General features: G+C 55.6%; 22 protein-coding genes. 10 read left to right on the top strand and 12 right to left on the bottom strand.

What is annotated here, in order from left to right:
• Positions 1 to 343: 343 nt before the first annotated feature.
• Positions 344 to 1,282: a LysR substrate-binding domain-containing protein gene (locus ACSIPU_RS02765; RefSeq protein WP_049593062.1), complete on the bottom strand. Its 939-nt coding sequence runs from the start codon at positions 1,280 to 1,282 to the stop codon at positions 344 to 346.
• A 117-nt stretch (positions 1,283 to 1,399) separates the two neighbouring features.
• Between ACSIPU_RS02765 and ACSIPU_RS02760 the strand changes: the two genes are divergently transcribed.
• A complete protein-coding gene (locus ACSIPU_RS02760) occupies positions 1,400 to 2,008 on the top strand; it encodes a LysE family translocator (RefSeq protein WP_049593063.1) in 609 nt (202 codons plus the stop codon).
• Positions 2,009 to 2,154: 146 nt separating this feature from the next.
• Here ACSIPU_RS02760 and asr read toward each other — a convergent pair whose 3' ends face one another.
• The gene (gene asr / locus ACSIPU_RS02755; protein WP_023329776.1) at positions 2,155 to 2,523 is read right to left on the bottom strand and encodes an acid resistance repetitive basic protein Asr; all 369 of its coding nucleotides are present in this window, start codon (positions 2,521 to 2,523) and stop codon (positions 2,155 to 2,157) included.
• 173 nt (positions 2,524 to 2,696) lie between these two features.
• Positions 2,697 to 4,184, bottom strand: coding sequence for a carboxypeptidase M32 (locus ACSIPU_RS02750; protein ID WP_049593064.1), 1,488 nt, complete (start codon positions 4,182 to 4,184; stop codon positions 2,697 to 2,699).
• Between the two features lie 336 nt (positions 4,185 to 4,520).
• Between ACSIPU_RS02750 and ACSIPU_RS02745 the strand changes: the two genes are divergently transcribed.
• The gene (locus ACSIPU_RS02745) at positions 4,521 to 4,613 is read left to right on the top strand and encodes a KPN_01571 family protein (protein ID WP_004102479.1); all 93 of its coding nucleotides are present in this window, start codon (positions 4,521 to 4,523) and stop codon (positions 4,611 to 4,613) included.
• A 35-nt stretch (positions 4,614 to 4,648) separates the two neighbouring features.
• Here the strand turns inward: ACSIPU_RS02745 and ACSIPU_RS02740 are convergent, their stop codons facing one another.
• Positions 4,649 to 5,899, bottom strand: coding sequence for an MFS transporter (locus ACSIPU_RS02740; protein ID WP_004102477.1), 1,251 nt, complete (start codon positions 5,897 to 5,899; stop codon positions 4,649 to 4,651).
• Positions 5,900 to 6,015: 116 nt separating this feature from the next.
• Between ACSIPU_RS02740 and ACSIPU_RS02735 the strand changes: the two genes are divergently transcribed.
• The 3 genes from ACSIPU_RS02735 (at position 6,016) to bioD (ending at position 9,086) form a co-directional block, all read left to right on the top strand.
• Positions 6,016 to 6,909 (top strand): LysR family transcriptional regulator, encoded by an 894-nt coding sequence (locus ACSIPU_RS02735; RefSeq protein ID WP_004102475.1) that lies wholly within the window; start codon positions 6,016 to 6,018, stop codon positions 6,907 to 6,909.
• Between the two features lie 133 nt (positions 6,910 to 7,042).
• Complete coding sequence (gene mlc / locus ACSIPU_RS02730; protein ID WP_004102473.1) at positions 7,043 to 8,263, top strand: sugar metabolism global transcriptional regulator Mlc; 1,221 nt, start codon at positions 7,043 to 7,045, stop codon at positions 8,261 to 8,263.
• Positions 8,264 to 8,390: 127 nt separating this feature from the next.
• Positions 8,391 to 9,086 (top strand): dethiobiotin synthase, encoded by a 696-nt coding sequence (gene bioD, locus ACSIPU_RS02725; protein WP_004102470.1) that lies wholly within the window; start codon positions 8,391 to 8,393, stop codon positions 9,084 to 9,086.
• On the opposite strand, the gene clcB is transcribed toward bioD, so the two are convergent.
• The 6 genes from clcB to ACSIPU_RS02695 all read right to left on the bottom strand — a co-directional run bounded on the left by clcB (position 9,039) and on the right by ACSIPU_RS02695 (position 15,446).
• Positions 9,039 to 10,334, bottom strand: a complete 1,296-nt coding sequence (gene clcB, locus ACSIPU_RS02720; RefSeq protein WP_049101156.1) for a voltage-gated ClC-type chloride channel ClcB — start codon at positions 10,332 to 10,334, stop codon at positions 9,039 to 9,041. The two genes, bioD and clcB, sit on opposite strands and share 48 nt — an antisense overlap.
• A 141-nt stretch (positions 10,335 to 10,475) precedes the next feature.
• The gene (gene dmsD / locus ACSIPU_RS02715; RefSeq protein ID WP_049095544.1) at positions 10,476 to 11,084 is read right to left on the bottom strand and encodes a Tat proofreading chaperone DmsD; all 609 of its coding nucleotides are present in this window, start codon (positions 11,082 to 11,084) and stop codon (positions 10,476 to 10,478) included.
• 39 nt (positions 11,085 to 11,123) lie between these two features.
• A complete protein-coding gene (locus ACSIPU_RS02710) occupies positions 11,124 to 11,981 on the bottom strand; it encodes a DmsC/YnfH family molybdoenzyme membrane anchor subunit (RefSeq protein ID WP_004113347.1) in 858 nt (285 codons plus the stop codon).
• A 1-nt stretch (position 11,982) separates the two neighbouring features.
• Complete coding sequence (locus ACSIPU_RS02705) at positions 11,983 to 12,600, bottom strand: DMSO/selenate family reductase complex B subunit (RefSeq protein WP_004102463.1); 618 nt, start codon at positions 12,598 to 12,600, stop codon at positions 11,983 to 11,985.
• Between the two features lie 10 nt (positions 12,601 to 12,610).
• A complete protein-coding gene (gene ynfE, locus ACSIPU_RS02700; protein WP_435321565.1) occupies positions 12,611 to 15,046 on the bottom strand; it encodes a selenate/tellurate reductase subunit YnfE in 2,436 nt (811 codons plus the stop codon).
• A gap of 148 nt (positions 15,047 to 15,194) precedes the next feature.
• Positions 15,195 to 15,446, bottom strand: coding sequence for a DUF1161 domain-containing protein (locus ACSIPU_RS02695; RefSeq protein WP_004102460.1), 252 nt, complete (start codon positions 15,444 to 15,446; stop codon positions 15,195 to 15,197).
• 102 nt (positions 15,447 to 15,548) lie between these two features.
• Between ACSIPU_RS02695 and ACSIPU_RS02690 the strand changes: the two genes are divergently transcribed.
• A complete protein-coding gene (locus ACSIPU_RS02690) occupies positions 15,549 to 16,259 on the top strand; it encodes a YnfC family lipoprotein (protein ID WP_004102453.1) in 711 nt (236 codons plus the stop codon).
• Here the strand turns inward: ACSIPU_RS02690 and speG are convergent.
• Both speG and ACSIPU_RS02680 read right to left on the bottom strand, forming a co-directional pair.
• Complete coding sequence (gene speG / locus ACSIPU_RS02685) at positions 16,253 to 16,813, bottom strand: spermidine N1-acetyltransferase (protein ID WP_004102449.1); 561 nt, start codon at positions 16,811 to 16,813, stop codon at positions 16,253 to 16,255. The genes ACSIPU_RS02690 and speG overlap by 7 nt on opposite strands.
• Before the next feature lie 60 nt (positions 16,814 to 16,873).
• The gene (locus ACSIPU_RS02680; protein ID WP_004102447.1) at positions 16,874 to 17,215 is read right to left on the bottom strand and encodes a DUF1283 family protein; all 342 of its coding nucleotides are present in this window, start codon (positions 17,213 to 17,215) and stop codon (positions 16,874 to 16,876) included.
• A 136-nt stretch (positions 17,216 to 17,351) separates the two neighbouring features.
• Here ACSIPU_RS02680 and ACSIPU_RS02675 point away from each other — a divergent pair, with 136 nt between their 5' ends.
• From ACSIPU_RS02675 to ACSIPU_RS02660, 4 genes are all read left to right on the top strand, one after another.
• Positions 17,352 to 17,678 carry a YnfA family protein gene (locus ACSIPU_RS02675; RefSeq protein WP_004102445.1) on the top strand — a complete coding sequence of 109 codons (327 nt, stop codon included), beginning with the start codon at positions 17,352 to 17,354 and terminating at the stop codon, positions 17,676 to 17,678.
• Between the two features lie 210 nt (positions 17,679 to 17,888).
• Positions 17,889 to 19,103 (top strand): starvation-sensing protein RspA, encoded by a 1,215-nt coding sequence (gene rspA, locus ACSIPU_RS02670; protein WP_004113339.1) that lies wholly within the window; start codon positions 17,889 to 17,891, stop codon positions 19,101 to 19,103.
• 15 nt (positions 19,104 to 19,118) lie between these two features.
• A complete protein-coding gene (locus ACSIPU_RS02665; protein WP_016808800.1) occupies positions 19,119 to 20,138 on the top strand; it encodes a Zn-dependent oxidoreductase in 1,020 nt (339 codons plus the stop codon).
• A gap of 43 nt (positions 20,139 to 20,181) precedes the next feature.
• A complete protein-coding gene (locus ACSIPU_RS02660; RefSeq protein ID WP_004102438.1) occupies positions 20,182 to 21,558 on the top strand; it encodes an MFS transporter in 1,377 nt (458 codons plus the stop codon).
• Positions 21,559 to 21,718: the final 160 nt, after the last annotated feature.

Raw genomic sequence — 21,718 nt, 5'->3', positions numbered from 1 at the left:
GAACGTACATCAGATGAGGGAACATAACCTGATTTCCGCTTCAGCTTATTCTTAAGTCCATTCAGAAAAAAAAAGCCGCTATTGGGTAAAATATGCAATTTCTTCACAGGAAAAACGCACTTCTTTACCTGTTTCTTACTTACTTTCAAAGCGAAACATTTTCTCACCGTAAACGTTGTTATTGCTACCCGCTTGTTGAGCAAACAGAGATGTTATCCCGGCGATGATATCTGCAATGTCTAACACCCGATGTACGGGAGGATTTATGTCTAAACAAGGTATTCGCGCATTAGTTTATGTTTCGGTCGTATCCGCGATGATCTGGGGCGCTACGGGCTATCTATTAGTTGCCGCGGTTCACGTTCTCTAATTCGGGCTCCTCTCCCCGGCGGAGAATATTATCGGGGAGCGGGCCGGGGATATGCTGATTTAAAAAGTGATGCAGTAAAGCGATGGGCTGTGGGCTGAGAGGGTTTTTCGGCCAGACAAAATAGTAGCCTTCGCCGGTAGTTACCGCCGTCGGGAAGGGTAAGGCCAGCAGCCCGGCGCGTATCGCGGGTAGATTAAGCAGCAGATCGCCAATGCTGACGCCGTGCCCGCTCATCGCCGCCATGGTGCCTTGCTCAAGGGTATCAAAGACGATGCCCTGAGCAATATCCGGCGCAGGTCGCTCATAATGCTCGAGCCAGCGCCGCCAGTCACGGCGATCGGTGGACGGATGTATCAGCGTGCAGGCCGCTAAATCTTGCCTGGCCTGCTGCATCATCCCCGGTGCGCAAAGCGGGATTAACCATTCGGCAAAAAGCAGGCTGCAGCAGTTATTATTGCCAAAATTGCCATCTCCCAGGAGGATTGCGCAGTCGAATGGCTCCTGAGTAAAATCGACGCTGTCGCGATCCATCCACAGGCTGCTCATTTCCACTTCCGGTCGCTGGTGCTGCTGGCGAAACTGTTGCAGGACGTCCAATAGCCAGCGCATCGTAAGCGTTGACGGCGCCTTCAGCCGTAGCTTGCCTGCCTGACGACGCAGGGTCTGGCAGGCCCGGTCTATCGATGAAAAACTCTCATTCAGCGCCTTCGCCAGCTGATAGCCGGCATCGGTAAGCGTGACCTTTGGGCCATGGCGAACAAAAAGCCGGCATGCAAACCATGACTCCAGGGTGCTGACGTGGCGACTGACGGCGCCGGTCGTGACGTGCAGCGCCGCGGCGGCCTGACTAAACGAACCAAGCCGAGCGGCGGTTTCAAAAGCGCGCAGTGCGTAGAGCGGCGGCATAGACATTGGCACAGATTTTCAATATTGAGTAAAACTCACATTCAAACTCACTATAAGTCGTTTTTCAACTCTGAAATCAGAGAGGAAGATAGGGTTTTAATTGGGAAATGGTGAGTTTAAATCATGAATATCTCTTTGCTGACGGCCTACTCTTTGACGGTACTGGCGCTTATTGCCACCCCGGGGCCGGTGGTGGTGTTAGTGACCGGCGCGGCGGCGCGGGAAGGCTTTGCCAGTGCGGTGCGCACGATGATTGGCGGGAATCTGGCTTCTTTAGTGCTGCTGGCCGCTGCTGCTGCGATGCTGAACGGCATAGTGGCGCTTGATCCACGCGCGCTAACGCTGATGGCGACGATCGGATCGCTGTTTATTATTCGACTTGCGCTGGGGATGTTGCGTGCAGAGCCGGTGACGCAGGATGCATCGAAAAAGCGTAGTGGGGTGATGGCAGGATTTGCGACCGCGTTAAGCAATCCCAAAGATATCCTGTTTTTTGCCGCGTTTTTTCCGCAGTTTATTCCTGTAACCGACAGCTTCGGTTTTAGCCTGGGGCTCCTGACGGCGGTATGGGCGATGATCGACTTAGGCGTGCTTACGCTCTATATTCTGGCGGTTCGTCGTTGGTTAACGGCGCGTTACGCCCAGCGATTAACAACGGTGTCGGCGTTTTTCCTGCTAATTCTGGCGCTTTACGGCCTGGGCTACAACCTCTGGCAGCTAAGTCTTCAGTAGAGGAAAAAACGGCTGGCGACCAGCGCGCAGATAATCAGCAGGATCAGGATGAGCTCAAAACGGTAGCGCCGCAGCATAGTGCTCTCCGGAAAAAAACGGCGCTGAAGCCAGCGCCGGTATTATATCAATCAATCTCACCCGGGAGATTAAGCAGCCGGTTGGGCAGCAGCTTTAGCGGTATGGTGCCTGGTGGTTTTGTGGTGCTTTTTCGCAGCCTGGGCTTTCTGAGCTACCGGTTTAGCGGCGGCCTTTTTGTGTTTTTTGGCGGCCTGAGCCTTCTGGGTGGCAGCCGGTTTAGCTTCTGCTTTCTTGTGCTTTTTAGCCGCCTGCGCTTTCTGCTCTGCAGCCGGTTTAACAGCGGCTTTATGGTGTTTCTTGTGATGGGTCGCTTTAGCGGTGGTGCTGTGAGTTGCAGCAGCCGGAGCCGGAGTGGCGGTGGTGGCGGCATCGGCAGCGAAAGCGACAGAAGACAGACCCATAGCAGCGGCAACGACCAGAGCTAATACTTTTTTCATTCTGATATCCTCGAAAAGGTTTCTTGTTTCAACCCCACTGCGGGGCCGTTGAAAGAACTATATGCTTGTCTTATCGAGGTTTCCGTGAGTGTTTGGTATCGGCGTGTAACCGTATGTACAACCTGCTCTCACCGGGGATAATTGGGCGCCGGGAGCGGCCCGACGCCCGTAGCTTACAGATACCGCGAGGTGAGGTGCTGGCGGAAAAAGTCGCTGTTAAGGTCTTCCCCGGTCGCATGCTGTATCAGCTGCGAGGTGGTGAAACGGCTGCCGTGCTGCCAGATATTCTGCCGCAGCCAATCGAAGAGGGCGGTAAAGTTACCGTTGGCGATATCGCTTTCTAGCTGCGGTAGCGCCCGTCTGGCGGAAGCCATCAGCTGAGCGGCGTACATAGCGCCCAGCGTGTAGGACGGGAAGTAGCCAAAACCGCCATCGGTCCAGTGGATATCCTGCATACAGCCGTCCCGATAGTTGCCGGTAGTAGACAGTCCCAGCCAGTGCTGCATTTTTTCATCCCACAGCGCCGGAATATCATCAACCTCGATATCGCCATCAATCAACGCACGTTCAATTTCGTAGCGCAGAATGACGTGCGCCGGATAGCTCACCTCGTCGGCGTCGACGCGGATAAAGCCCGGTTTGACGCGTTGATTCCAGGCGATAAAGTTGTCGCGGCTAAAGGCCGGCTGCTCGCCAAAGTACCGGCGTACCGTTGGCAGCAGGCGTTGAAGAAAGGCTTCGCTGCGGCCGAGCTGCATTTCGAAAAACAGGCTTTGCGACTCGTGGATTGCGGTAGAGCGGGCGAGAGCGATGGGCTGATCGATCCAGTTACGCGGCAGATTTTGTTCGTAGCGTGCGTGACCGGTTTCATGAATCACGCCAAACAGCGCGCTGAGCAGATCGTTCTCGTTGTAGCGCGTGGTGATACGCACGTCCTGGGGCACGCCGCCGCAGAAAGGGTGGGCGCTGATATCCAGCCGTCCGCCATCAAAATCAAAGCCCAGTACACGCATCGCTTCCAGCCCCAGTTCGCGCTGGTCAGCAATCGGAAACGGCCCTTGAGGTTCGAGAAGTGGCGTTTGCGCCTGCTTTTCAACCACTTTCTCCAGCAGCGTGGGAAGCCATGACTTGAGGTCAGCGAACAGCACATCAAGACGCGTACTGGTCATATCCGGTTCAAAAATATCCAGCAGCGCGTCATAGCGGGAGCAGCCTTTTGCCGCGGCGCGAATCTGCGCCTCTTCGCGGCTCAGCTTGACCACTTCCCGCAGGTTATCAGCAAAACCCTGCCAGTCGTTCGCCGGACGCTGGCTGCGCCAGGCGTGCTCGCAGCGGCTACCCACCAGTGATTTCGCTTCCACCAGGCTTTCCGGCAGCAGCGCCGCCTGCTCGTACTGGCGGGTCATCTCGCGCAGGTTTGCCTGCTCAACATCGTTCAGCTCTTCCTGAAGCGCATTGCGCAGCCATTCGCCCACTTTTTTATCGGTCAGAATCTGATGTTGCAAAACGCCAAGCTCAGCCAGCGCTTCGCCGCGTGCCGCGCTGCCGCCGGGCGGCATCATGGTGAACATGTCCCAGCCGGCGATGGCGGAGAGATGCGAAAAGCGGGAAAGGCGCTGAAAGGTCTTTACAAGTGACTGATACGGCGATCTTTTTTCCATATTGTCGGATCCTGTTGGCTGTGTTTGCATAGGTGAGAATGAGGAGTATTCCATCACAATTCCTTTACCTTTCCCACAATGAAAAACCGGGGTGATGCTGACCTGGACGTCAGGCAGCGCTGGAATTGACCATCTGACCACAGCTACCCCAATGGAGTAAGGTGGTACAGACGGGTAAGTGATTGCCCGGACGGTTCATCAGCATAATGTCATGATTAATCGATTGCGTATTTTATGTTTGGCTCGAAATAATCCGGATGTGCGCAAAATAGCAGTTTCTTTCTCTGTGGTCGGCTAAAATATAAACATAGACAGGCCGCTGATGTGAGGTGGATTATGAATCCGTTTACCTGGCTGTTTATCGCACTGCTTTCTATGGACGCCGTCAGAGAACTGATGGGCATGTCGTCGGTACTGGGAATGTGGTGAACTGCGTGGCCCGCTTCAGACCACGCAAGCCCGCGTTACTTCAGGCGCTTGTGCAAACAGGCGCCGGTAAGCAGCGCAGCCAGCAGCATCAGCGCAATAAACCCGCCAACGCCGTTCCAGCCGTAGTTATGCCAGAACACGCCGCCTAATGTCCCCGCCATGCTGGATCCCAGATAGTAGCTGAATAAATAGAGCGACGAGGCCTGGCCACGCGCGCGGCGGGCTCGTGGGCCGATCCAACTACTGGCGACCGAGTGGGCTGCGAAAAATCCCGCAGAGAACAGCAGCATGCCGATGAAAATCAGCCACAGCGATGAGAATAACGTCATCAACAGCCCGCCGAGCATAACCGCCGTGGAAAACAACATCACCGGGCCGCGGCCATAGCGCACGGTCATCGCACCGGCTTTTGGCGAGCTCCATGTTCCGGTTAAATAGGCCACCGAAAGCAGGCCTACGACCGCCTGGCTTAATGACCACGGCGAGAGCATCAGGCGATAGCCAATATAGTTAAACAGAGTGACGAAAGACCCCATTAACAAAAAACCTTCGAGGAACAGCAGGGGCAGCCCGCGATCGCGCCAGTGCAGACGAAAGTTGATCAGCAGCGTTTTTGGTCGCAGCGAGGTCGGACGGAAGTGGCGCGATTCCGGCAGGATGCGCCAGAACATCAGTGCTGCGGCAAGGGCGAAGCCGCTAATGACCGCCAGCGCAATCCGCCAGCCGAAGAAATCGGTGAATACACCGGTCAGCAGACGACCGCTCATGCCGCCGATGGAGTTACCGCTGATATACAGCCCCATCGAGAACGCCACCACGCTGGGATGGATCTCTTCGCTCAGGTAGGTCATGCCGACCGCCGCCACGCCGCTCAGCGACAGACCAATCAGGGCGCGCATAATCAGGATCCCGTGCCAGCTGGACATCATCGTCGACAGCAGGGAGCAGCAGGAAGCCAGCACCAGCGCCGTCACCATTACCTGTTTGCGGCCAATCGCGTCAGAGAGCGGGCCGGTAAACAGCAGGCCGACCGCCAGCATGGCGGTGGAGATGGACAACGAGATACTGCTGCTGGCTGGTGAGACGCCGAATTCAGTGGAGAGCACGGGCAGGATCGGCTGAACACAATAAAGCAGCGCGAAAGTCGCCAGTCCGGCAGAGAAGAGCGCAAGCGTAACGCGAATAAATTGCGGAGTGCCGCGTTTGATAAACTGGTTTGGCTGAGGAGCGATGGTGTCGCTGACGTCGCTTGCCGGGACGGCGTCAGCGGTAGTTGTACGGCTCACGGAAAAATCCTTGCTGATATACAGAGTTAAATGACCTTGCAGGGCACTTATTAAGGGTATGAAAATGTAAATATTCTGTCTAATATATTAATAATCTCAAATAAGACGTTTTAAATATGAATATTGAGCTGCGTCATCTGCGCTACTTTATTGCGGTGGCGGAAGAACTCCATTTTGGTCATGCGGCGGCGCGGTTGAACATATCTCAACCGCCGCTTAGCCAGCAGATTCAAATCCTTGAGCAGCAAATTGGCGCACGTCTGTTTGCTCGTACCAACCGCAGCGTTAGCCTGACGGATGCCGGCAAGCAGTTTCTCGCCGATAGTCGGCAGATCCTCTCGCAGGTGGAAGATGCCGCCGCGCGGGCCGCTCGTCTTCACCACGGCGAGACTGGTGAACTACGCATTGGCTTTACTTCGTCGGCTCCCTTTATTAAGGCGGTATCGGACACGTTGTCGACCTTCCGCCATCGCTATCCGGATGTGCATATTCAGACGCGGGAAACCAACACTCGCGAGCAGATTGTGCCGCTAAACGAAGGGGCGCTGGACCTGGGGCTGATGCGTAACACCCAACTGCCGGAAACGCTGGTCTGGGAAAGAGTGCTGCGTGAACCGCTGCTGGCGATGGTGCCCCGGGACCATCCGCTGGCGAGCCAGCCTGGCGTTAGCCTGCGGGAGCTGGCGCGGGAGCCGTTCGTCTTTTTTGATCCTCATGTTGGTACCGGACTGTATGACGATATTCTGGGGTTAATGCGCCGCTACGACCTGACGCCGGTCATCACCCAGGAGGTGGGGGAAGCCATGACCATTATCGGCCTGGTTGCCGCCGGGCTTGGCGTGTCGATTTTACCGGCCTCATTCCGGCGGGTTCAGCTGTCGGAAATGTGCTGGTTGCCCATCGAAGAGCAGGATGCGGTCTCGGAAATGTGGCTGGTATGGTCTAAGCATCGTGAGCAGGGTCAGGCGGCGCGCCGTTTTCGCGAATCGCTGCTGGCCAGCGCCAGGTGATGCATTTAAGACAAATCAGGGCTAAAAATGTGCGGTAAATCACAAGGCTAAGTAAAAATTTGACGAGTACCGTTGAAGTGCTTCACCATAGCCCTCAGTTTATTTCGAAGCGCGAAAATAAAGGGAGTCAACGGTGGTAGCGGACAGTCAGCCAGGCCATATCGATCAAATAAAGCAGACCAACGCGGGCGCAGTTTATCGCCTGATTGATCAGCTTGGCCCGGTGTCGCGCATCGACCTCTCGCGCTTCGCGCAGCTCGCGCCTGCCAGTATCACTAAAATCGTCCGCGAAATGCTGGAAGCGCATCTGGTTCAGGAAACGGAAATCCAGGAGCCTGGAAGCCGTGGAAGGCCCGCCGTAGGGTTGATGGTGGAAACCGAAGCCTGGCACTACCTCTCAATCCGCATCAGCCGCGGCGAAATCCACCTCGCGCTTCGCGATCTGAGCAGCGCGCTGGTGGTGGAAGAGCAGCTGGAGCTGGCATTACAACACGTCCAGCCCTTTGCGACGCGGCTCCTCGATCACGTAGACCAGTTCTTTATTCGTCACCAAAAGAAGCTGGAGCGTTTAACCGCCATTGCCGTCACTATGCCGGGAATTATCGACACCGAGCACGGTATTATTCACCGGATGCCATTTTATGAAGACGTTAAGGATATGCCGCTGGGCGAGATTTTAGCCAATCATACCGGCGTATCGGTCTATATTCAGCACGACATCAGCGCCTGGACCATGGCCGAATCGCTGTTTGGCGCCTCCAGGGGGGCGCGCGATGTGATTCAGGTGGTTATCGATCACAACGTGGGGGCGGGGGTGATCACCGACGGTCGTCTGCTGCACGCGGGCAGCAGCAGTCTGGTTGAAATCGGCCACACTCAGGTCGACCCGTATGGGAAACGCTGCTATTGCGGCAACCATGGCTGTCTGGAAACCATTGCCAGCGTCGAGAGCGTGCTGGAACTGGCGCAGATCCGCATGGCCAAGTCGATGAGCTCAATGCTGCATCAGCAGCCGCTCAGCGTCGAGTGGCTATGTGAGGCCGCGCTGCAGGGGGATTTACTTGCCCGCGACATTATCAGCGGCGTCGGGAACCACGTTGGGCGGATTCTGGCGATTATGGTTAACCTCTTTAACCCGCAGAAAATCCTTATCGGTTCACCTTTCAACCTCGCCGCTGATATTTTATTTCCGGCAATATCTGATTGCATTCGACAACAATCGTTACCGGCCTATAGCCGACATATTGCCGTTGAAAGCACGCAGTTTTCTAACCGGGGAACGATGGCTGGTGCGGCTCTGGTAAAGGATGCCCTCTATAACGGATCGTTGCTCATACGACTGTTACAGGGTTAACATTTTTTCATATTCACACCAAAAATTGCGCTATCTCAAGCCCGCCCTCGATGGCATCGCGTAGACTTTTTCCACAGTTGATTATTTCTCTCCCGTATATTTCATCAACATAACTGTGGGGTTAGTGATGTTTAAGCGTTTCTTCATAACAGGTACTGACACTTCTGTCGGCAAGACAGTCGTTTCCCGTGCGCTGTTGCAGGCACTCGCTGCCAGCGGCAAAAGCGTAGCCGGGTACAAGCCTGTGGCGAAGGGCAGTAAAGAGACGCCGGACGGACTGCGGAACAAAGATGCGCTGGTTTTACAGAGCGTGTCATCGCTGGTGTTACCGTATGATGCTGTCAATCCCATCGCGTTAAGCGAAGATGAAAGCAGCGTGGCGCATAGTTGCCCAATCAACTACGGTCTGTTGTCGGACGGCCTGCAGCGCATGAGCGCGCAGGTTGAGCATGTGGTAGTCGAAGGTACCGGAGGCTGGCGCAGCCTGATGAACGATCTGCGTCCGCTGTCGGAGTGGGTGGTACAGGAACAGCTGCCGGTGCTGATGGTGGTGGGGATTCAGGAAGGCTGCATCAACCATGCCTTGCTGACCGCACAGGCTATCGCTAACGACGGCCTGCCGCTGATTGGCTGGGTTGCCAATCGTATTAATCCGGGCCTGGCGCATTATGCTGAAATTATCGATGTGCTGAGCAAAAAACTGCCAGCGCCGCTCATCGGTGAATTGCCTTACTTGCCGCGCGCGGAACAGCGCGAACTGAGCCAGTATATCGACTTATCGATGCTCGGCGAGATGATGGCGGTAGATAGAATCCCGGCGTAACGTCCGCGACAGCACCGATGCCAGTACGCTGGCAATCAATAAACCGGGCAGTAAAACGTACTGTCCGGTCATTTCGCAAATCATCAGCGTGGACATAATCGGCGCATGGGTTGTCGCCGCCAGAAACGCCGCCATGCCGGTTAAGCCTATCATTATCGCGATCTCCTGGTAATCAGGTAGCCACAGTCCCGTCAGGCTGGCGAACAGCATGCCGATCCCTAGGCCAACAAACAGCGTTGGCGTAAACACCCCCCCCGGCGCGCCGGAACCGCTGCTGGCCAGCACGGCGAGCAGCTTGCAGACAAAGACAAGAATGATAGCGCTGAAGAGCGGCGGCGAAAGCAGATAGCTTTGTACGACACTGTAGCCATTTCCCCAGACGGCCGGCGCGAGAAGCGAGAGCAGGCCGACGATAAGCCCGCCCAGCGCCAACTGCCAGGGGGGCGACAGACGCAGCCGGACAAAGCACTGATGGCTATAGCTCATCAGCCAGATAAACAGCGGCCCGCAAAGCCCGGCCAGCAAACCCGTTGCCAGCATTAACCCATAGTGGGTCGCGCGCAGGGTGGCGTGAAACTCAACGTGGTAGAGCGGCGCCGAACTTCCGTTCAGCAGATTGGTGAGCAGCAGGGCGGTTACCGCAGCAATGACGACCGGACCAAGCGACGCCAGCATCAGAGTGCCGAATAAGATCTCGGCGATAAACAGGCTGCCGGCAAGCGGCGCATGGTATGCGCTGGCCATCCCGGCGGCGGCGCCGCAGGCGACCCACAGCTTCCACTCATCTTTTGGCGTAAACCGGCGGGCGAACAGCGAGGCGGCCAGCGCGGCCAGCAGGATCATCGCCCCTTCCCGGCCAATAGCGCTGCCGGTGGTGACCACCAGCAGAGAGGCCAGCGATTTTACCAGGCTGGCCGGGGTATCAAACCCGCCGTCGCCGGTCTCGAGAGCTTCCATGTAGTCGGTTGGCGCGTGCGGACGTTCAACACTGCGGCGCTGCCAGAACCATAGCAGGGCGCCTGCGGCAAGGCCGCCCAGCATTGGCGTTAACAGCCGACGCCATCCGGGCATAGACTCAGCGGCGTTCACCAGACTTCCGCTGTCATTGCTCAGAAACAGGCTTTCCAGTCCCGCCATTGCATGGCGGAACAGGGCAACCGCGAGGGCGGCGAAGACGCCGACCAGCATGGCAATGACCAGACGGCGAAACATAACCTGGACATCAGGATAAGCGTGAAGACGATGCATTAGCGAATACGATTAGCGAAACAGATGGCTTATTTTCTCTGGATATAAAGATATAAGCAAAAGCGATAAGTGCGAATGAAGCGGAAAGGTGACATTGTCACTTGCAGGTGATGCCCGGCTGGCGGGCATCAGCTGAGGGAGTTAACGGTAGAGCGGTTTCTCGGCCACCGCACAGGGCAGCCGCGCCTGCCATTGCGCCAGCGTCTCTTGCGCCAGCTGGCCAAGAGCCTGATAAAAAGGCTGATTCGCCTCGGCCACAAATACGCTCAGAAAGCGGCCGGACCACGGGAGGAGATGCCAGGCCAGAAGCTGGTTAAAGGCCTCATCCTGAGCAGATTCGCACAGCCAGGCTGCCAGCAGTAGCAGGGTGCCAAAGTGGTCTTCCGGCTCCGAACGTTGTTCGGACAGCGCGATGCCGGTTACCCGCATCCATTCACGAAGCGCCAGCGTTGAGTCGCCAAACAACACGCTTTCTTTATCCAGCCAGACGGAGCCCCACGGCGGCGCAGGCAGCGCCCACGGACCGATAAACAGCCGCTGCCAGGCTTCCGGCAGCGGTTCATCGTCCTCGCGAGCGAACAGCGCCGCCAGGCCGTCCGTCACCGCGTAGGGCCACTGACTTCGCCAGCTGCCGTCGCGCAGGGCCGCAACCAGCGGAGCAGCCTGCTCGCTGTCCGGCGCAAAAGAGAACAGAGCGCCCAGCGTGCGGGCGCTGAGTGCGACAGCGTCGCGGTCTTGCGATTGCATCATACCATTCCTTACAGCAGAGGGTGCCGCAGCACCCGTTTATTAACCGGCAATTGCCGTACCCACGGTCATATGGAGACCATAAAACAGGCCGCGGCCGATAAACTCGCCGAGCATCACCAGTGCCAGTCCGAGCAGCAAGCTGGCGATGCGCGGATTCTGGCGTCTTGCCAGCGGGCAGATCCAGCAGCCGAGACCCAGCGCCAAAAGAACTAACCGCAGGATTTGCAGCCAGCCATAATAAGGCAGCAGTGCGCTGGCCTGCTGTACGGAGCTGTGGATCTCCGCCAGCTCGCTGTTCTGCAATATGACGACCGCCAGGCTTGCCAGCAGCGCGAGCACGCTCATCGAAGCGAAAACTCTGCCGTTAAACGGCACGTTGGCTACGCGCAGCAGCAGGGCGGCGAAAAGCGGCCCGCACAGCACCATTGTCAGGAAGAATGCGGCGGTGGTGTAGGCATTATACCAGGTCGGCACGGTATCAATCTGGTACACCATGGTCATCTCAAGGACGAACAGGCAGCCGAGCAGCATAGTCAGCAGGAGCCAGGCTTTCGCCAGAACCCGCGGCATTTTCCCGAGAATCGTCACCAGCCACCAGAAACCCCCGACGGCGAAAAACAGCGCGCCGCTGGCAATTTCATTGCTTAACGCCGATGATCCCACCCGGTTAAGGGCGTTAAATGCCCGCAGCGGCGAGCCGAGGTGGATGATTGACGCGAGAAAACCAATCCCCATTATCAGCCAGATAAAAAACATGCCCCGCACCAGGCGCTGCCGGGCTTCGGAGTTGTTATTCAGCGAAAGCCAGCCCAGCCCGCTGACGATAATCGCCCCTGCGACGCTTTGCCCCAGCACCGTAAACAGCACCAGCGGCCATTCATGCCATCCGTTTCCCATTTTATACCTCCTTCGGGTTGGCCAGATAGCCGGTGGTATCGCCGCACGGACGCGCATTGGCGTTCGGTTTGATCACGATACTCGGCCTGGTGAAGTGCGCAGACGGCAGCGGAGCGACGGCGGCCAGCTGACCGTGTTTTTCGCGGAGTTCTTCGATGGGGCCAAAGTCGAGAGCCCTCAGCGGGCAGGACTCGACGCATATCGGTTTTTTACCTTCGGCGACCCGGTCATAGCAGCCGTCGCATTTAGTCATATGGCCTTTTGCCGCGTTGTACTGCGGCGCACCGTAAGGGCAGGCCATATGGCAGTAGCGACAGCCGATGCATACCTCTTCGTTCACTACCACGAAACCGTCATCGCGCTTGTGCATGGCGCCGCTGGGGCATACTTTCGTGCAGGCCGGATCTGCGCAGTGGTTGCAGGCGATTGACAGGTAATAGGCGAAGACGTTTTGCTGCCACACGCCGTTATCTTCCTGCCAGTCGCCGCCCGCGTATTCGTAGATGCGGCGAAAGCTGACATCAGGCGTTAAGTTTTTATAATCCTTACAGGCCAGCTCGCAGGTCTTACAGCCCGTGCAGCGGGCGGAGTCGATAAAAAATCCATACTGAGCGCTCATGGTTTACTCCTTAAACCTTCTCGATTTCGACCAGATTGGTGTGCTGCGGGTTGCCCTTAGCCAGCGGCGAAGGGCGGTGCGTCGTCAGCGTATTAATACAGGAGCCGCGATCGATACGATCGCCATTCATATTGGCATCATGCCAGGCCCCCTGGCCCATCGCCGACACGCCGGGCATGATGCGCGGGGTCACCTTGGCCGGGATCCGCAGTTCGCCGCGGGCGTTGAATACGCGCACCATATCGCCGTTCTTGATCCCGCGTTTTTCGGCGTCCAGAGGATTTAGCCACACCTCCTGACGGCAGGCTGCCTGCAGTATATCCACATTGCCGTAGCTTGAGTGGGTGCGCGCCTTGTAGTGGAAGCCGAACATTTGCAGCGGGAACTTCTCGCGTAAAGGATCATCCCAGCCTTCAAAGGTTGAGGCGTAGATCGGCAGCGGGCTAATGGTTTCGTCCTTTTCGAGCTGCCAGTTTGCGGCGATCTCCGCCAGACGGCTGGAGTAAATCTCGATTTTACCCGACGGGGTTTTTAACGGATTGGTGGCCGGGTCTTTACGGAAGTCGCGATAGGCGACAAAGTGGCCGTTGGGGTCTTTACGTTTATAAATCCCCATCTTTTTCAGTTCGTCATAGCTCGGGAGCGCCGGGTCTTTCGCCAGCATTTTCGCGTATAAATGCTGCAGCCACTGCTCCTGGGTACGGCCTTCGGTAAACTTCTGGTGGACATCCTCGCCAAGCCGTTTTGCCACTTCGCTAAGGATCCAGTAGATAGGTTTGCGCTCAAATTTGGCGGAGGTGACCGGCTGAATGAAAATGAGATAACCCATATTGCCGGCGTAATCGTTGGGAATAATATCTTCCTGCTCGACGGTCATCAGGTCCGGCAGCAGAATATCGGCATATTTGGCCGATGAAGTCATAAAGTTTTCGATAACCACGATCATCTCGCATTTGCTTTCATCCTGCAGGATCTCGTGGGTTTTATTGATATCCGAGTGCTGGTTGATGATGGTGTTGCCGGCATAGTTCCAGAGGAATTTAATTGGCACATCCAGCTTCTCTTTGCCGCGTACGCCGTCGCGGGTGGCGGTCATTTCCGGGCCGCGAACGATGGCGTCAGTCCAGCTAAAGCAGGAGATGGCGGTTTTCACCGGATTGGTCAGCACCGGCAGGCGTTCAATAGTGATGGTATAGGTGGATTCGCGGGCGCCGCTGTTGCCGCCGTTAATGCCGACGTTGCCGGTCAGTATCGGCAGCATGGCGATCGCTCGGGCCGACAGTTCACCGTTAGCCTGGCGCTGCGGTCCCCATCCCTGGCAAATATAAGCCGGTTTCGTGCTGCCGATTTCCCGGGCCAGCTTGATGATGCGGTCGGCGGGAATGCCGGTGATCCGCGATGCCCATTGTGGGGTTTTCGCCGTGCCGTCGTCACCCTCGCCGAGAATATACGCTTTGTAATGCCCGTTCGCCGGGGCATCTGCCGGCAGCGTTTTCTCATCGTAACCGACGCAGTATTTATCGAGGAATGGCTGATCGACCAGATTTTCATTAATCAGCACCCAGGCGATGCCGGCCACCAGCGCGGCGTCGGTGCCGGGGCGAATCGGGATCCACTCATCTTCCCGCCCGGCGGCGGTATCGGTATAGCGCGGGTCGATAACGATCATTCGCGCGTTAGAGCGCTCGCGCGCCTGTTCTAAATAATAAGTGATGCCGCCACCGCTCATGCGGGTTTCTGCCGGGTTATTACCGAACATCACCACCAGCTTGCTGTTTTCAATATCGGAGGTGCTGTTGCCATCATTGCTGCCGTAGGTGTAGGGCATGGCGCAGGCAATTTGCGCTGTACTGTAGGTTCCGTACTGATTCAATGAGCCGCCGTAGCAGTTCATCAGGCGCATTACCGGTGAGGCGGTGGGTGACGAACGCGTCATGTTGCCGCCGACAATCCCCGAAGAGTAGTTAATATAAACGGCTTCGTTGCCATAATCTTTGACGATGCGTTTGAGATTGCTGGCAATCGTATCCAGCGCCTCTTCCCAGCTAATGCGGACAAACTTGCCTTCGCCGCGTTTACCGACGCGCTTCATGGGATAATTAAGGCGATCGGGATGATTAATGCGCCGGCGAATGGAACGGCCGCGCAGGCACGCGCGCACCTGGTGATCGCCATAAATATCCGCGCCGGTATTGTCGGTTTCGACCCAGACGACTTCATCGTCACGCACGTGTGAACGCAGCGCGCAGCGGCTGCCGCAGTTGACCGAGCGGGCCCCCCAGACAATCCGTTCTTCACCGCGCGTAGCGTCTTGCACAGCGGCGGCGGCATTGCGCAGGCTGAAAGGCAGCGATAAACCGCTGGCGGCGAGGGCCAGCGAACCAAGGGCGGTTGATTTGATTAGCGTTCGGCGGGTAAGGCCGTCGGTATGTTCCTGGTTAGACATTGCTCACTCCATGATTTTGTTATAATGGCGTAATGCCAACGCCTGCTTAATGTCGGCGTGGAGAGTGAGGGATCTTACTTAAAACGGAGTAGAGAGATCTTATCCCCGGTCAACCAAGGGATAAGACTTCTCCAGTCATGCGGTGAGGTTACTGCGCGCCGCTGTCGCGGGTGTAGATGATCTTAAAGGTATCGTTGGCGCAGTGGCCGACCACCTGCTCGCCGGGCCGATCGGGCTGGTCGTTCGGGACGATCGCCAGGCTAAAGCCCGATTCCGGGACGCCGTTGTTGATGATTTTCTGCTGAATATCGCTTTTTACCCGCTCGCAGGAATCCGGCGCCGCGAAAGCAGCTGTCGAACCCAGAAGCAGGGCCGCACAGAGCCAGGGGGATAGTTTCATCATAAACTCCTTATTGACGTTATCCAGAATTAAGCATAGCAGAAGTGGTGTAAACAATTGTATTTGCTAATATGATTGTACTATGCACAAAAGGAATCGCGCGTGAAAAAACGGTTTTTGCTGTTACTGGCTGTCGGAGCGCTTAGCGCCTGCGATGAAAAGGGAGCACCTCAGGCCTTCACTCCCGAAATGGCGAGTTTTTCTAACGAATTTGAGTTCGATCCGCTGCGTGGGCCGGTTAAAGAGTTTAGCCAGACGCTGTATGACGAACATGATGAAGTGGTGAAGTGGGTTAAAGGGCGTTTATCCAGCGAAGGGTGCTTTGACCTGCTGGCATTTGAAGACCTGGAGAACAAAACCGGCGCGGCGCTGGTGCTGGACGCGAACTACTATCTGGATGCGCAAAGCCAGGAAAAACGCCTGCGTTTGCAAGGAAAATGCCAGCTGGCGGAAATGCCTTCGGCGGGCGTGTCGTGGGAAACCGATGATAACGGATTTGTTGTGACCGCTCGCGGCAAGGAGAGCACCGCGACCTACCGCTATGATAGCGAAGGCTATCCGCTGGGTAAAACGACCACCGCTAAAGGCGAGCGTTTTACGGTAAGCTCAACGCCGTCGTCCGATCCGCGCAAAAAGATGGACTACACCGCAGTGAGCATCTTTAATGACCGCACGCTGGGCAACGTAAGTCAGACCTGCGATTACGACGACCACGACAACCCGGTAAGCTGTGAGCTTAAGGTTGTCGACGACAGCGTACAGCCTGCGCTGATCCGCCACTACACCATCAAAAGCACCATTGACTATTACTGAGCCGTCGGTTTCAGCAGCGTCTGGCCCTGTGGTTTATGCTCGGCCAGATACTGGTGTTGGAACAGGCACATACGGATGGTATTGCGATATTCACCGTTAATAAAGAATTCGTGGATCAGTTCACCTTCCACCATAAATCCGAGCTTGCGGTAGATGTGGATCGCTTTTTCATTTTCTTTATCGACGATAAGGTAGAGCTTATATAAGTTGAGCACCATAAAGCCGTAATCCATGGCGAGCTTCGCGGCGCGGGTGGCCAGTCCTTTGCCCTGATAATCAGGGGAGATGATGATCTGAAACTCAGCGCGACGGTGCACGTGGTTGATTTCAACCAGCTCAACCAGTCCGGCCTTTTCGCCGTCGCATTCAATAACAAAGCGGCGTTCGCTCTGATCGTGAATGTGCTTGTCGTACAGGTCGGAAAGTTCAACAAAGGCTTCATAGGGCTCTTCAAACCAGTAGCGCATAACGCTGGCGTTGTTGTCGAGCTGGTGGACAAAGCGGAGGTCTTCGCGCTCAAGCGGGCGGAGTTTGACGTGATAAGCGTCAGTCATGGGAATACCTGTGTGTTATAGCGAAGTTTTACTGATTATGGCGCCCGCAGGCGCCATACATTACGGAGTAATAGTGCGGCCAGTGCGGCGGTCAAGGCAGCGCAGGGTGTTAGGTTCCCAGTACGCGTTGACGTTCGCGCTCTTCTGGCAGTTGTCCTGGGCATCAAAAGCCACGTCGGCTTTGTCCCACTCTTTTTCGGCGCGCTTGTTGACCTTCTGGCGTAAAGAGCGGGTGTCGTTCCACTGCTCTTTTTCCATCGCGGCCTGCTGGCGGCTCTGGGCGCTGTCGCCGGACTCAATGACCAGCTTGTCCGTTTTGGCGAACGACGATGCGGTAAAGACCATCGCGCTCAGCGCCAGCAGGGCGGTCAGACACCAGCGTTTGTTCAGTGTTGTGTTCATCACGATTTCCTTTAAGTGATCCCCGTGGTGTGAGTTTACTACATCTCCTTTCGACGGCATACCCGACAAAATAGAGTTAACGACGGCCATTATTGCGTAGAATGAGTTAACGCTTGCTCAACTTACGACGTTTTAAATGGTAAAAACCACGCTGCTTTTCTTTGCCACCGCGCTGTGTGAAATCATTGGCTGCTATTTACCGTGGCTATGGTTAAAACGTGGGGCGACGCCCTGGCTACTGATTCCGACCGGCCTGGCGTTGGCGCTTTTTGTCTGGCTGTTGACGCTGCACCCGGAGGCAAGTGGGCGGGTGTACGCCGCTTATGGCGGGGTATATGTTTGCACCGCTCTGCTATGGTTGCGTTTCGTCGATGGCGTCAAACTGAGCCATTATGATTGGGCCGGGGCGCTGGTTGCGCTGTGCGGCATGCTGATTATTGTGGCCGGCTGGGGACGCGCTTAGCCCTTCTTTTCTGTTAAAAAAGCCGGGGTAAATACCGCTATCCCGGCCTCTTTGTCTTGTGCATTAGCCCATTCCTTCTCCGTTTATACCCTCCCTGACCGCGCTGAGATAATGTGATCTGTCGCGTCTTTTTCGATCGTTATACTTGTATGGTAGTAGGTCTGATGTTTTAATTTTGTTCACTAACCGCATAGAAGTAAGGAAGAAGAAATGAAGATCGTTGCCGCTGAAGTTTTCGTCACCTGCCCGGGACGCAACTTCGTCACCCTTAAGATCACCACTGATGATGGTATCGTCGGTTTAGGTGACGCGACGCTAAACGGCCGCGAGCTGTCCGTTGCATCGTATCTGCGGGATCACCTCTGCCCGCAGCTGATTGGCCGCGATGCGCACCGCATAGAAGATATCTGGCAGTTTTTCTACAAGGGCGCCTACTGGCGTCGCGGCCCGGTCACGATGTCGGCGATTTCCGCTATCGATATGGCGCTGTGGGATATCAAAGCGAAGGCTGCGGGTATGCCGCTGTATCAGCTGCTGGGCGGGGCTTCGCGGGAAGGGGTCATGGTTTATTGCCATACCACCGGCCACTCTATTGACGAAGTGCTGGACGACTACGCGCGCCATAAAGAGATGGGGTTTAAAGCGATTCGCGTGCAGTGCGGCGTGCCGGGAATGAAAACCACTTACGGTATGGCGAAAGGTAAAGGCCAGGCCTACGAACCGGCAACGAAAGGCCAGTGGCCGGAAGAACAGCTATGGTCCACCGAAAAGTATCTCGATTTCACTCCACGCCTGTTTGCCGCCGTGCGCGAAAAGTTCGGTTTTGACGAGCATCTGCTGCACGACATGCACCATCGCCTGACGCCGATCGAAGCGGCGCGTTTTGGCAAAAGCATTGAAGAGTACCGCCTGTTCTGGATGGAAGACCCGACCCCGGCAGAAAACCAGGAGTGCTTCCGTTTAATTCGTCAGCATACCGTCACGCCGATTGCCGTTGGAGAAGTGTTCAACAGCATCTGGGACTGTAAACAGCTGATTGAAGAGCAGCTGATTGACTATATCCGTACCACCATCACTCACGCAGGCGGGATTACAGGAATGCGCCGGATTGCCGATTTCGCCTCGCTTTATCAGGTGCGCACCGGCTCGCACGGGCCGTCCGATCTCTCTCCGGTCTGCATGGCCGCCGCGCTGCATTTCGACCTGTGGGTACCGAATTTCGGCGTACAGGAATATATGGGCTACTCCGAGCAGATGCTGGAAGTTTTCCCGCATAGCTGGACATTTGATAACGGCTATATGCACCCGGGGGAAAAACCAGGACTCGGTATCGAATTTGATGAAAAACTGGCCGCGAAATACCCCTATGAACCGGCTTATCTGCCTGTCGCACGTCTGGAAGACGGCACGTTGTGGAACTGGTAACGAAGGAAATAACAAATGAAAAGTATCGTAATTCGTCAGCCGAATGAACTGGTGATTGAAGAGCGTCCGCTCCCGCAACCTGCCGCAGGAGAAGTACGGGTTAAGGTGAAACTGGCGGGAATATGCGGTTCCGATAGCCATATTTACCGTGGACATAATCCGTTTGCCAAATACCCGCGGGTGATAGGCCATGAATTTTTTGGCGTTATCGACGCCATTGGCGAGGGCGTTACCGACAAAGCCATCGGCCAGCGCGTGAGCGTTGATCCGGTCATTAGCTGCGGTCATTGCTACCCCTGTTCCGTGGGCAAGCCGAACGTCTGCACTTCGTTAGTGGTGCTTGGCGTGCATCGGGACGGGGGGTTTAGCGAATACGCGGTGGTGCCGGCGAAAAATGCCTGGCGGGTGCCTGACAACGTTTCCGACAAGGATGCGGTGATGATTGAGCCTTTCACTATTGCGGCCAACGTTACCGGGCACGTTTCGCCGACCGACCAGGATATTGCGCTGGTATACGGCGCGGGTCCTATGGGCCTGACGACCATACAGGTGCTGAAGCGGGTGTACCGCGTTAAGCAGGTTATCGTTGTCGACCGCATCGATGAACGCCTGCAGATGGCCGAGCGTAACGGAGCGGATTGGGTAATTAACAACAGCAATGAGCCTCTGGCTGACACGCTGAAGGCTCAGGGGATCCTTCCGACGCTGATCATTGATGCGGCCTGCCATCCCTCTATTTTACAAGAGGCGGTTACCCTGGCCTCGCCGGCGGCGAGAATTGTCTTGATGGGCTTCTCGACTGAGCCTTCGCAGGTGGCGCAGCAAGGAATTACGGGGAAAGAACTGTCGATTTTCTCATCGCGGCTTAACGCCAATAAATTCCCCGTGGTCATTGATTGGTTAAAACAAGGGTTAATTGATCCGCAGGAGTTGATTACCCACGAATTTGCGTATCAACACGTTGTTGACGCTCTTGAGCTTTTTGAAAATGACAGAAAACGTTGCTGCAAGGTTTTATTAACCTTCGGGCAATAATAACAGGTGCGGACTTTGTACCCTACAATTAGAGATAATCATTATGACTACCGTTAAAAATGAGAGAACCACTTCCGATCTCATTCGTGCAGCCGTATCTGGTTGGTTAGGTACTGCGCTGGAGTTTATGGATTTCCAGCTCTATTCCCTGGGCGCAGCGCTGGTTTTCCACGAGATATTTTTCCCGGAGCAATCTGCCGCTATGGCGCTTATTCTGGCGATGGGCACCTACGGCGCAGGCTATATTGCGCGCATCGTCGGCGCCTTTATTTTCGGTAAAATGGGCGACCGTATTGGGCGTAAGAAAGTCCTGTTTATTACCATCACGATGATGGGTATTTGCACTACGCTCATTGGCGTGCTGCCAACCTATGCGCAGGTGGGGATTTTAGCGCCGGTATTGCTGGTCACATTACGCATTATTCAGGGACTGGGCGCGGGCGCTGAAATATCCGGTGCGGGCACCATGCTGGCGGAATATGCGCCGAAAGGTAAGCGCGGAATTATCTCTTCGCTGGTAGCGATGGGAACCAACTGCGGTACCTTAAGCGCTACGGCTATCTGGGCGGTGATGTTCTTCGTGCTGGATCGCGAACAGCTCGTCGCGTGGGGATGGCGTGTGCCGTTCCTCGCAAGCGTAGTGGTGATGATCTTTGCCATCTGGCTGCGCCTCAATCTGAAAGAAAGCCCGGTATTTGAAAAGGTGAGTGAAGAAGGCAGTCTGCAAAATGGAGTGGCCGCTCAGGAAGGCTCCTTCAGCGCAATGCTGAAAAGTAAGTCTTTCTGGCTGGCCACGGGGCTGCGCTTTGGGCAGGCCGGAAATTCAGGGCTGTTGCAAACATTCCTGGCGGGCTATCTGGTTCAAACCTTAATGTTTGATAAAGGTATCCCCACCGATGCGCTAATGATCAGCTCCGTGATTGGTTTTATCACCATTCCATTCCTGGGCTGGCTGTCAGATAAAGTAGGGCGCCGCATCCCTTATATTATCATCAATATTTCAGCCATTATTCTGGCCTGGCCGATGCTGTCGATTATTGTTGATAAAAGCTACAGCGCGAGCACCATTATGGCGTCATTAATCGTTATTCATAACGTCGCTGTATTAGGCCTGTTTGCGCTGGAAAATATTACGATGGCTGAAATATTCGGCTCACGTAACCGCTTTACCCGCATGGCAATCTCTAAAGAGGCGGGTGGTTTAGTCGCGGTTGGCTTTGGTCCTGTTCTGGCCGGTATCTTCTGTAATATGACCGGTTCATGGATGCCCATTGTTGTTATGCTGGTGTGCTACTCAATCATCGGCTTAATTTCTGCCATCCTGATGCCTGAAGTTCGCGATCGCGATCTGAGCTTGCTGAATGATGCAGCGGATTGCGCACCGCAGAATAAAGCGGTGGGCAACGGACAATATATTTAAGCAGCATACATTCCGCACCGAATGATGATAGCCAAAAATAACAATCTGCCGGGCCTTTAGCCCGGCATTTTTCACGCTTTTAGTGCGTGAAATAGTACGGTAAATAACCCACTCTGTCTTGTATGGTAGTTGATAAAGGTCAAGGATATCATACCGGTTG

The sequence above is a fragment of the Klebsiella sp. HN106 genome, assembly GCF_051209435.1.
Classification (GTDB): Bacteria; Pseudomonadota; Gammaproteobacteria; order Enterobacterales; family Enterobacteriaceae; genus Klebsiella; species Klebsiella oxytoca.
The sequence above is the reverse complement of the archived record's forward strand: the minus strand, read 5'-3'. Positions and strand labels throughout refer to the sequence as shown.

Bases quoted from the DNA above. Each gene is read 5' to 3' on its own strand.
- rspA (WP_004113339.1), top strand. From the start codon at position 17,889: ATGAAGATCGTTGCCGCTGAAGTTTTCGTCACCTGCCCGGGACGCAAC.
- ACSIPU_RS02745 (WP_004102479.1), top strand. From the start codon at position 4,521: ATGAATCCGTTTACCTGGCTGTTTATCGCACTGCTTTCTATGGACGCC.
- ACSIPU_RS02695 (WP_004102460.1), bottom strand. From the start codon at position 15,446: ATGAAACTATCCCCCTGGCTCTGTGCGGCCCTGCTTCTGGGTTCGACA.
- ACSIPU_RS02665 (WP_016808800.1), top strand. From the start codon at position 19,119: ATGAAAAGTATCGTAATTCGTCAGCCGAATGAACTGGTGATTGAAGAG.
- ACSIPU_RS02765 (WP_049593062.1), bottom strand. From the start codon at position 1,282: ATGTCTATGCCGCCGCTCTACGCACTGCGCGCTTTTGAAACCGCCGCT.
- ACSIPU_RS02705 (WP_004102463.1), bottom strand. From the start codon at position 12,600: ATGAGCGCTCAGTATGGATTTTTTATCGACTCCGCCCGCTGCACGGGC.
- clcB (WP_049101156.1), bottom strand. From the start codon at position 10,334: ATGCATCGTCTTCACGCTTATCCTGATGTCCAGGTTATGTTTCGCCGT.
- asr (WP_023329776.1), bottom strand. From the start codon at position 2,523: ATGAAAAAAGTATTAGCTCTGGTCGTTGCCGCTGCTATGGGTCTGTCT.
- ACSIPU_RS02675 (WP_004102445.1), top strand. From the start codon at position 17,352: ATGGTAAAAACCACGCTGCTTTTCTTTGCCACCGCGCTGTGTGAAATC.
- ACSIPU_RS02735 (WP_004102475.1), top strand. From the start codon at position 6,016: ATGAATATTGAGCTGCGTCATCTGCGCTACTTTATTGCGGTGGCGGAA.
- ACSIPU_RS02750 (WP_049593064.1), bottom strand. From the start codon at position 4,184: ATGGAAAAAAGATCGCCGTATCAGTCACTTGTAAAGACCTTTCAGCGC.
- dmsD (WP_049095544.1), bottom strand. From the start codon at position 11,084: ATGATGCAATCGCAAGACCGCGACGCTGTCGCACTCAGCGCCCGCACG.
- ynfE (WP_435321565.1), bottom strand. From the start codon at position 15,046: ATGTCTAACCAGGAACATACCGACGGCCTTACCCGCCGAACGCTAATC.
- ACSIPU_RS02710 (WP_004113347.1), bottom strand. From the start codon at position 11,981: ATGGGAAACGGATGGCATGAATGGCCGCTGGTGCTGTTTACGGTGCTG.
- bioD (WP_004102470.1), top strand. From the start codon at position 8,391: ATGTTTAAGCGTTTCTTCATAACAGGTACTGACACTTCTGTCGGCAAG.
- speG (WP_004102449.1), bottom strand. From the start codon at position 16,813: ATGACTGACGCTTATCACGTCAAACTCCGCCCGCTTGAGCGCGAAGAC.
- ACSIPU_RS02680 (WP_004102447.1), bottom strand. From the start codon at position 17,215: ATGAACACAACACTGAACAAACGCTGGTGTCTGACCGCCCTGCTGGCG.
- ACSIPU_RS02660 (WP_004102438.1), top strand. From the start codon at position 20,182: ATGACTACCGTTAAAAATGAGAGAACCACTTCCGATCTCATTCGTGCA.
- ACSIPU_RS02760 (WP_049593063.1), top strand. From the start codon at position 1,400: ATGAATATCTCTTTGCTGACGGCCTACTCTTTGACGGTACTGGCGCTT.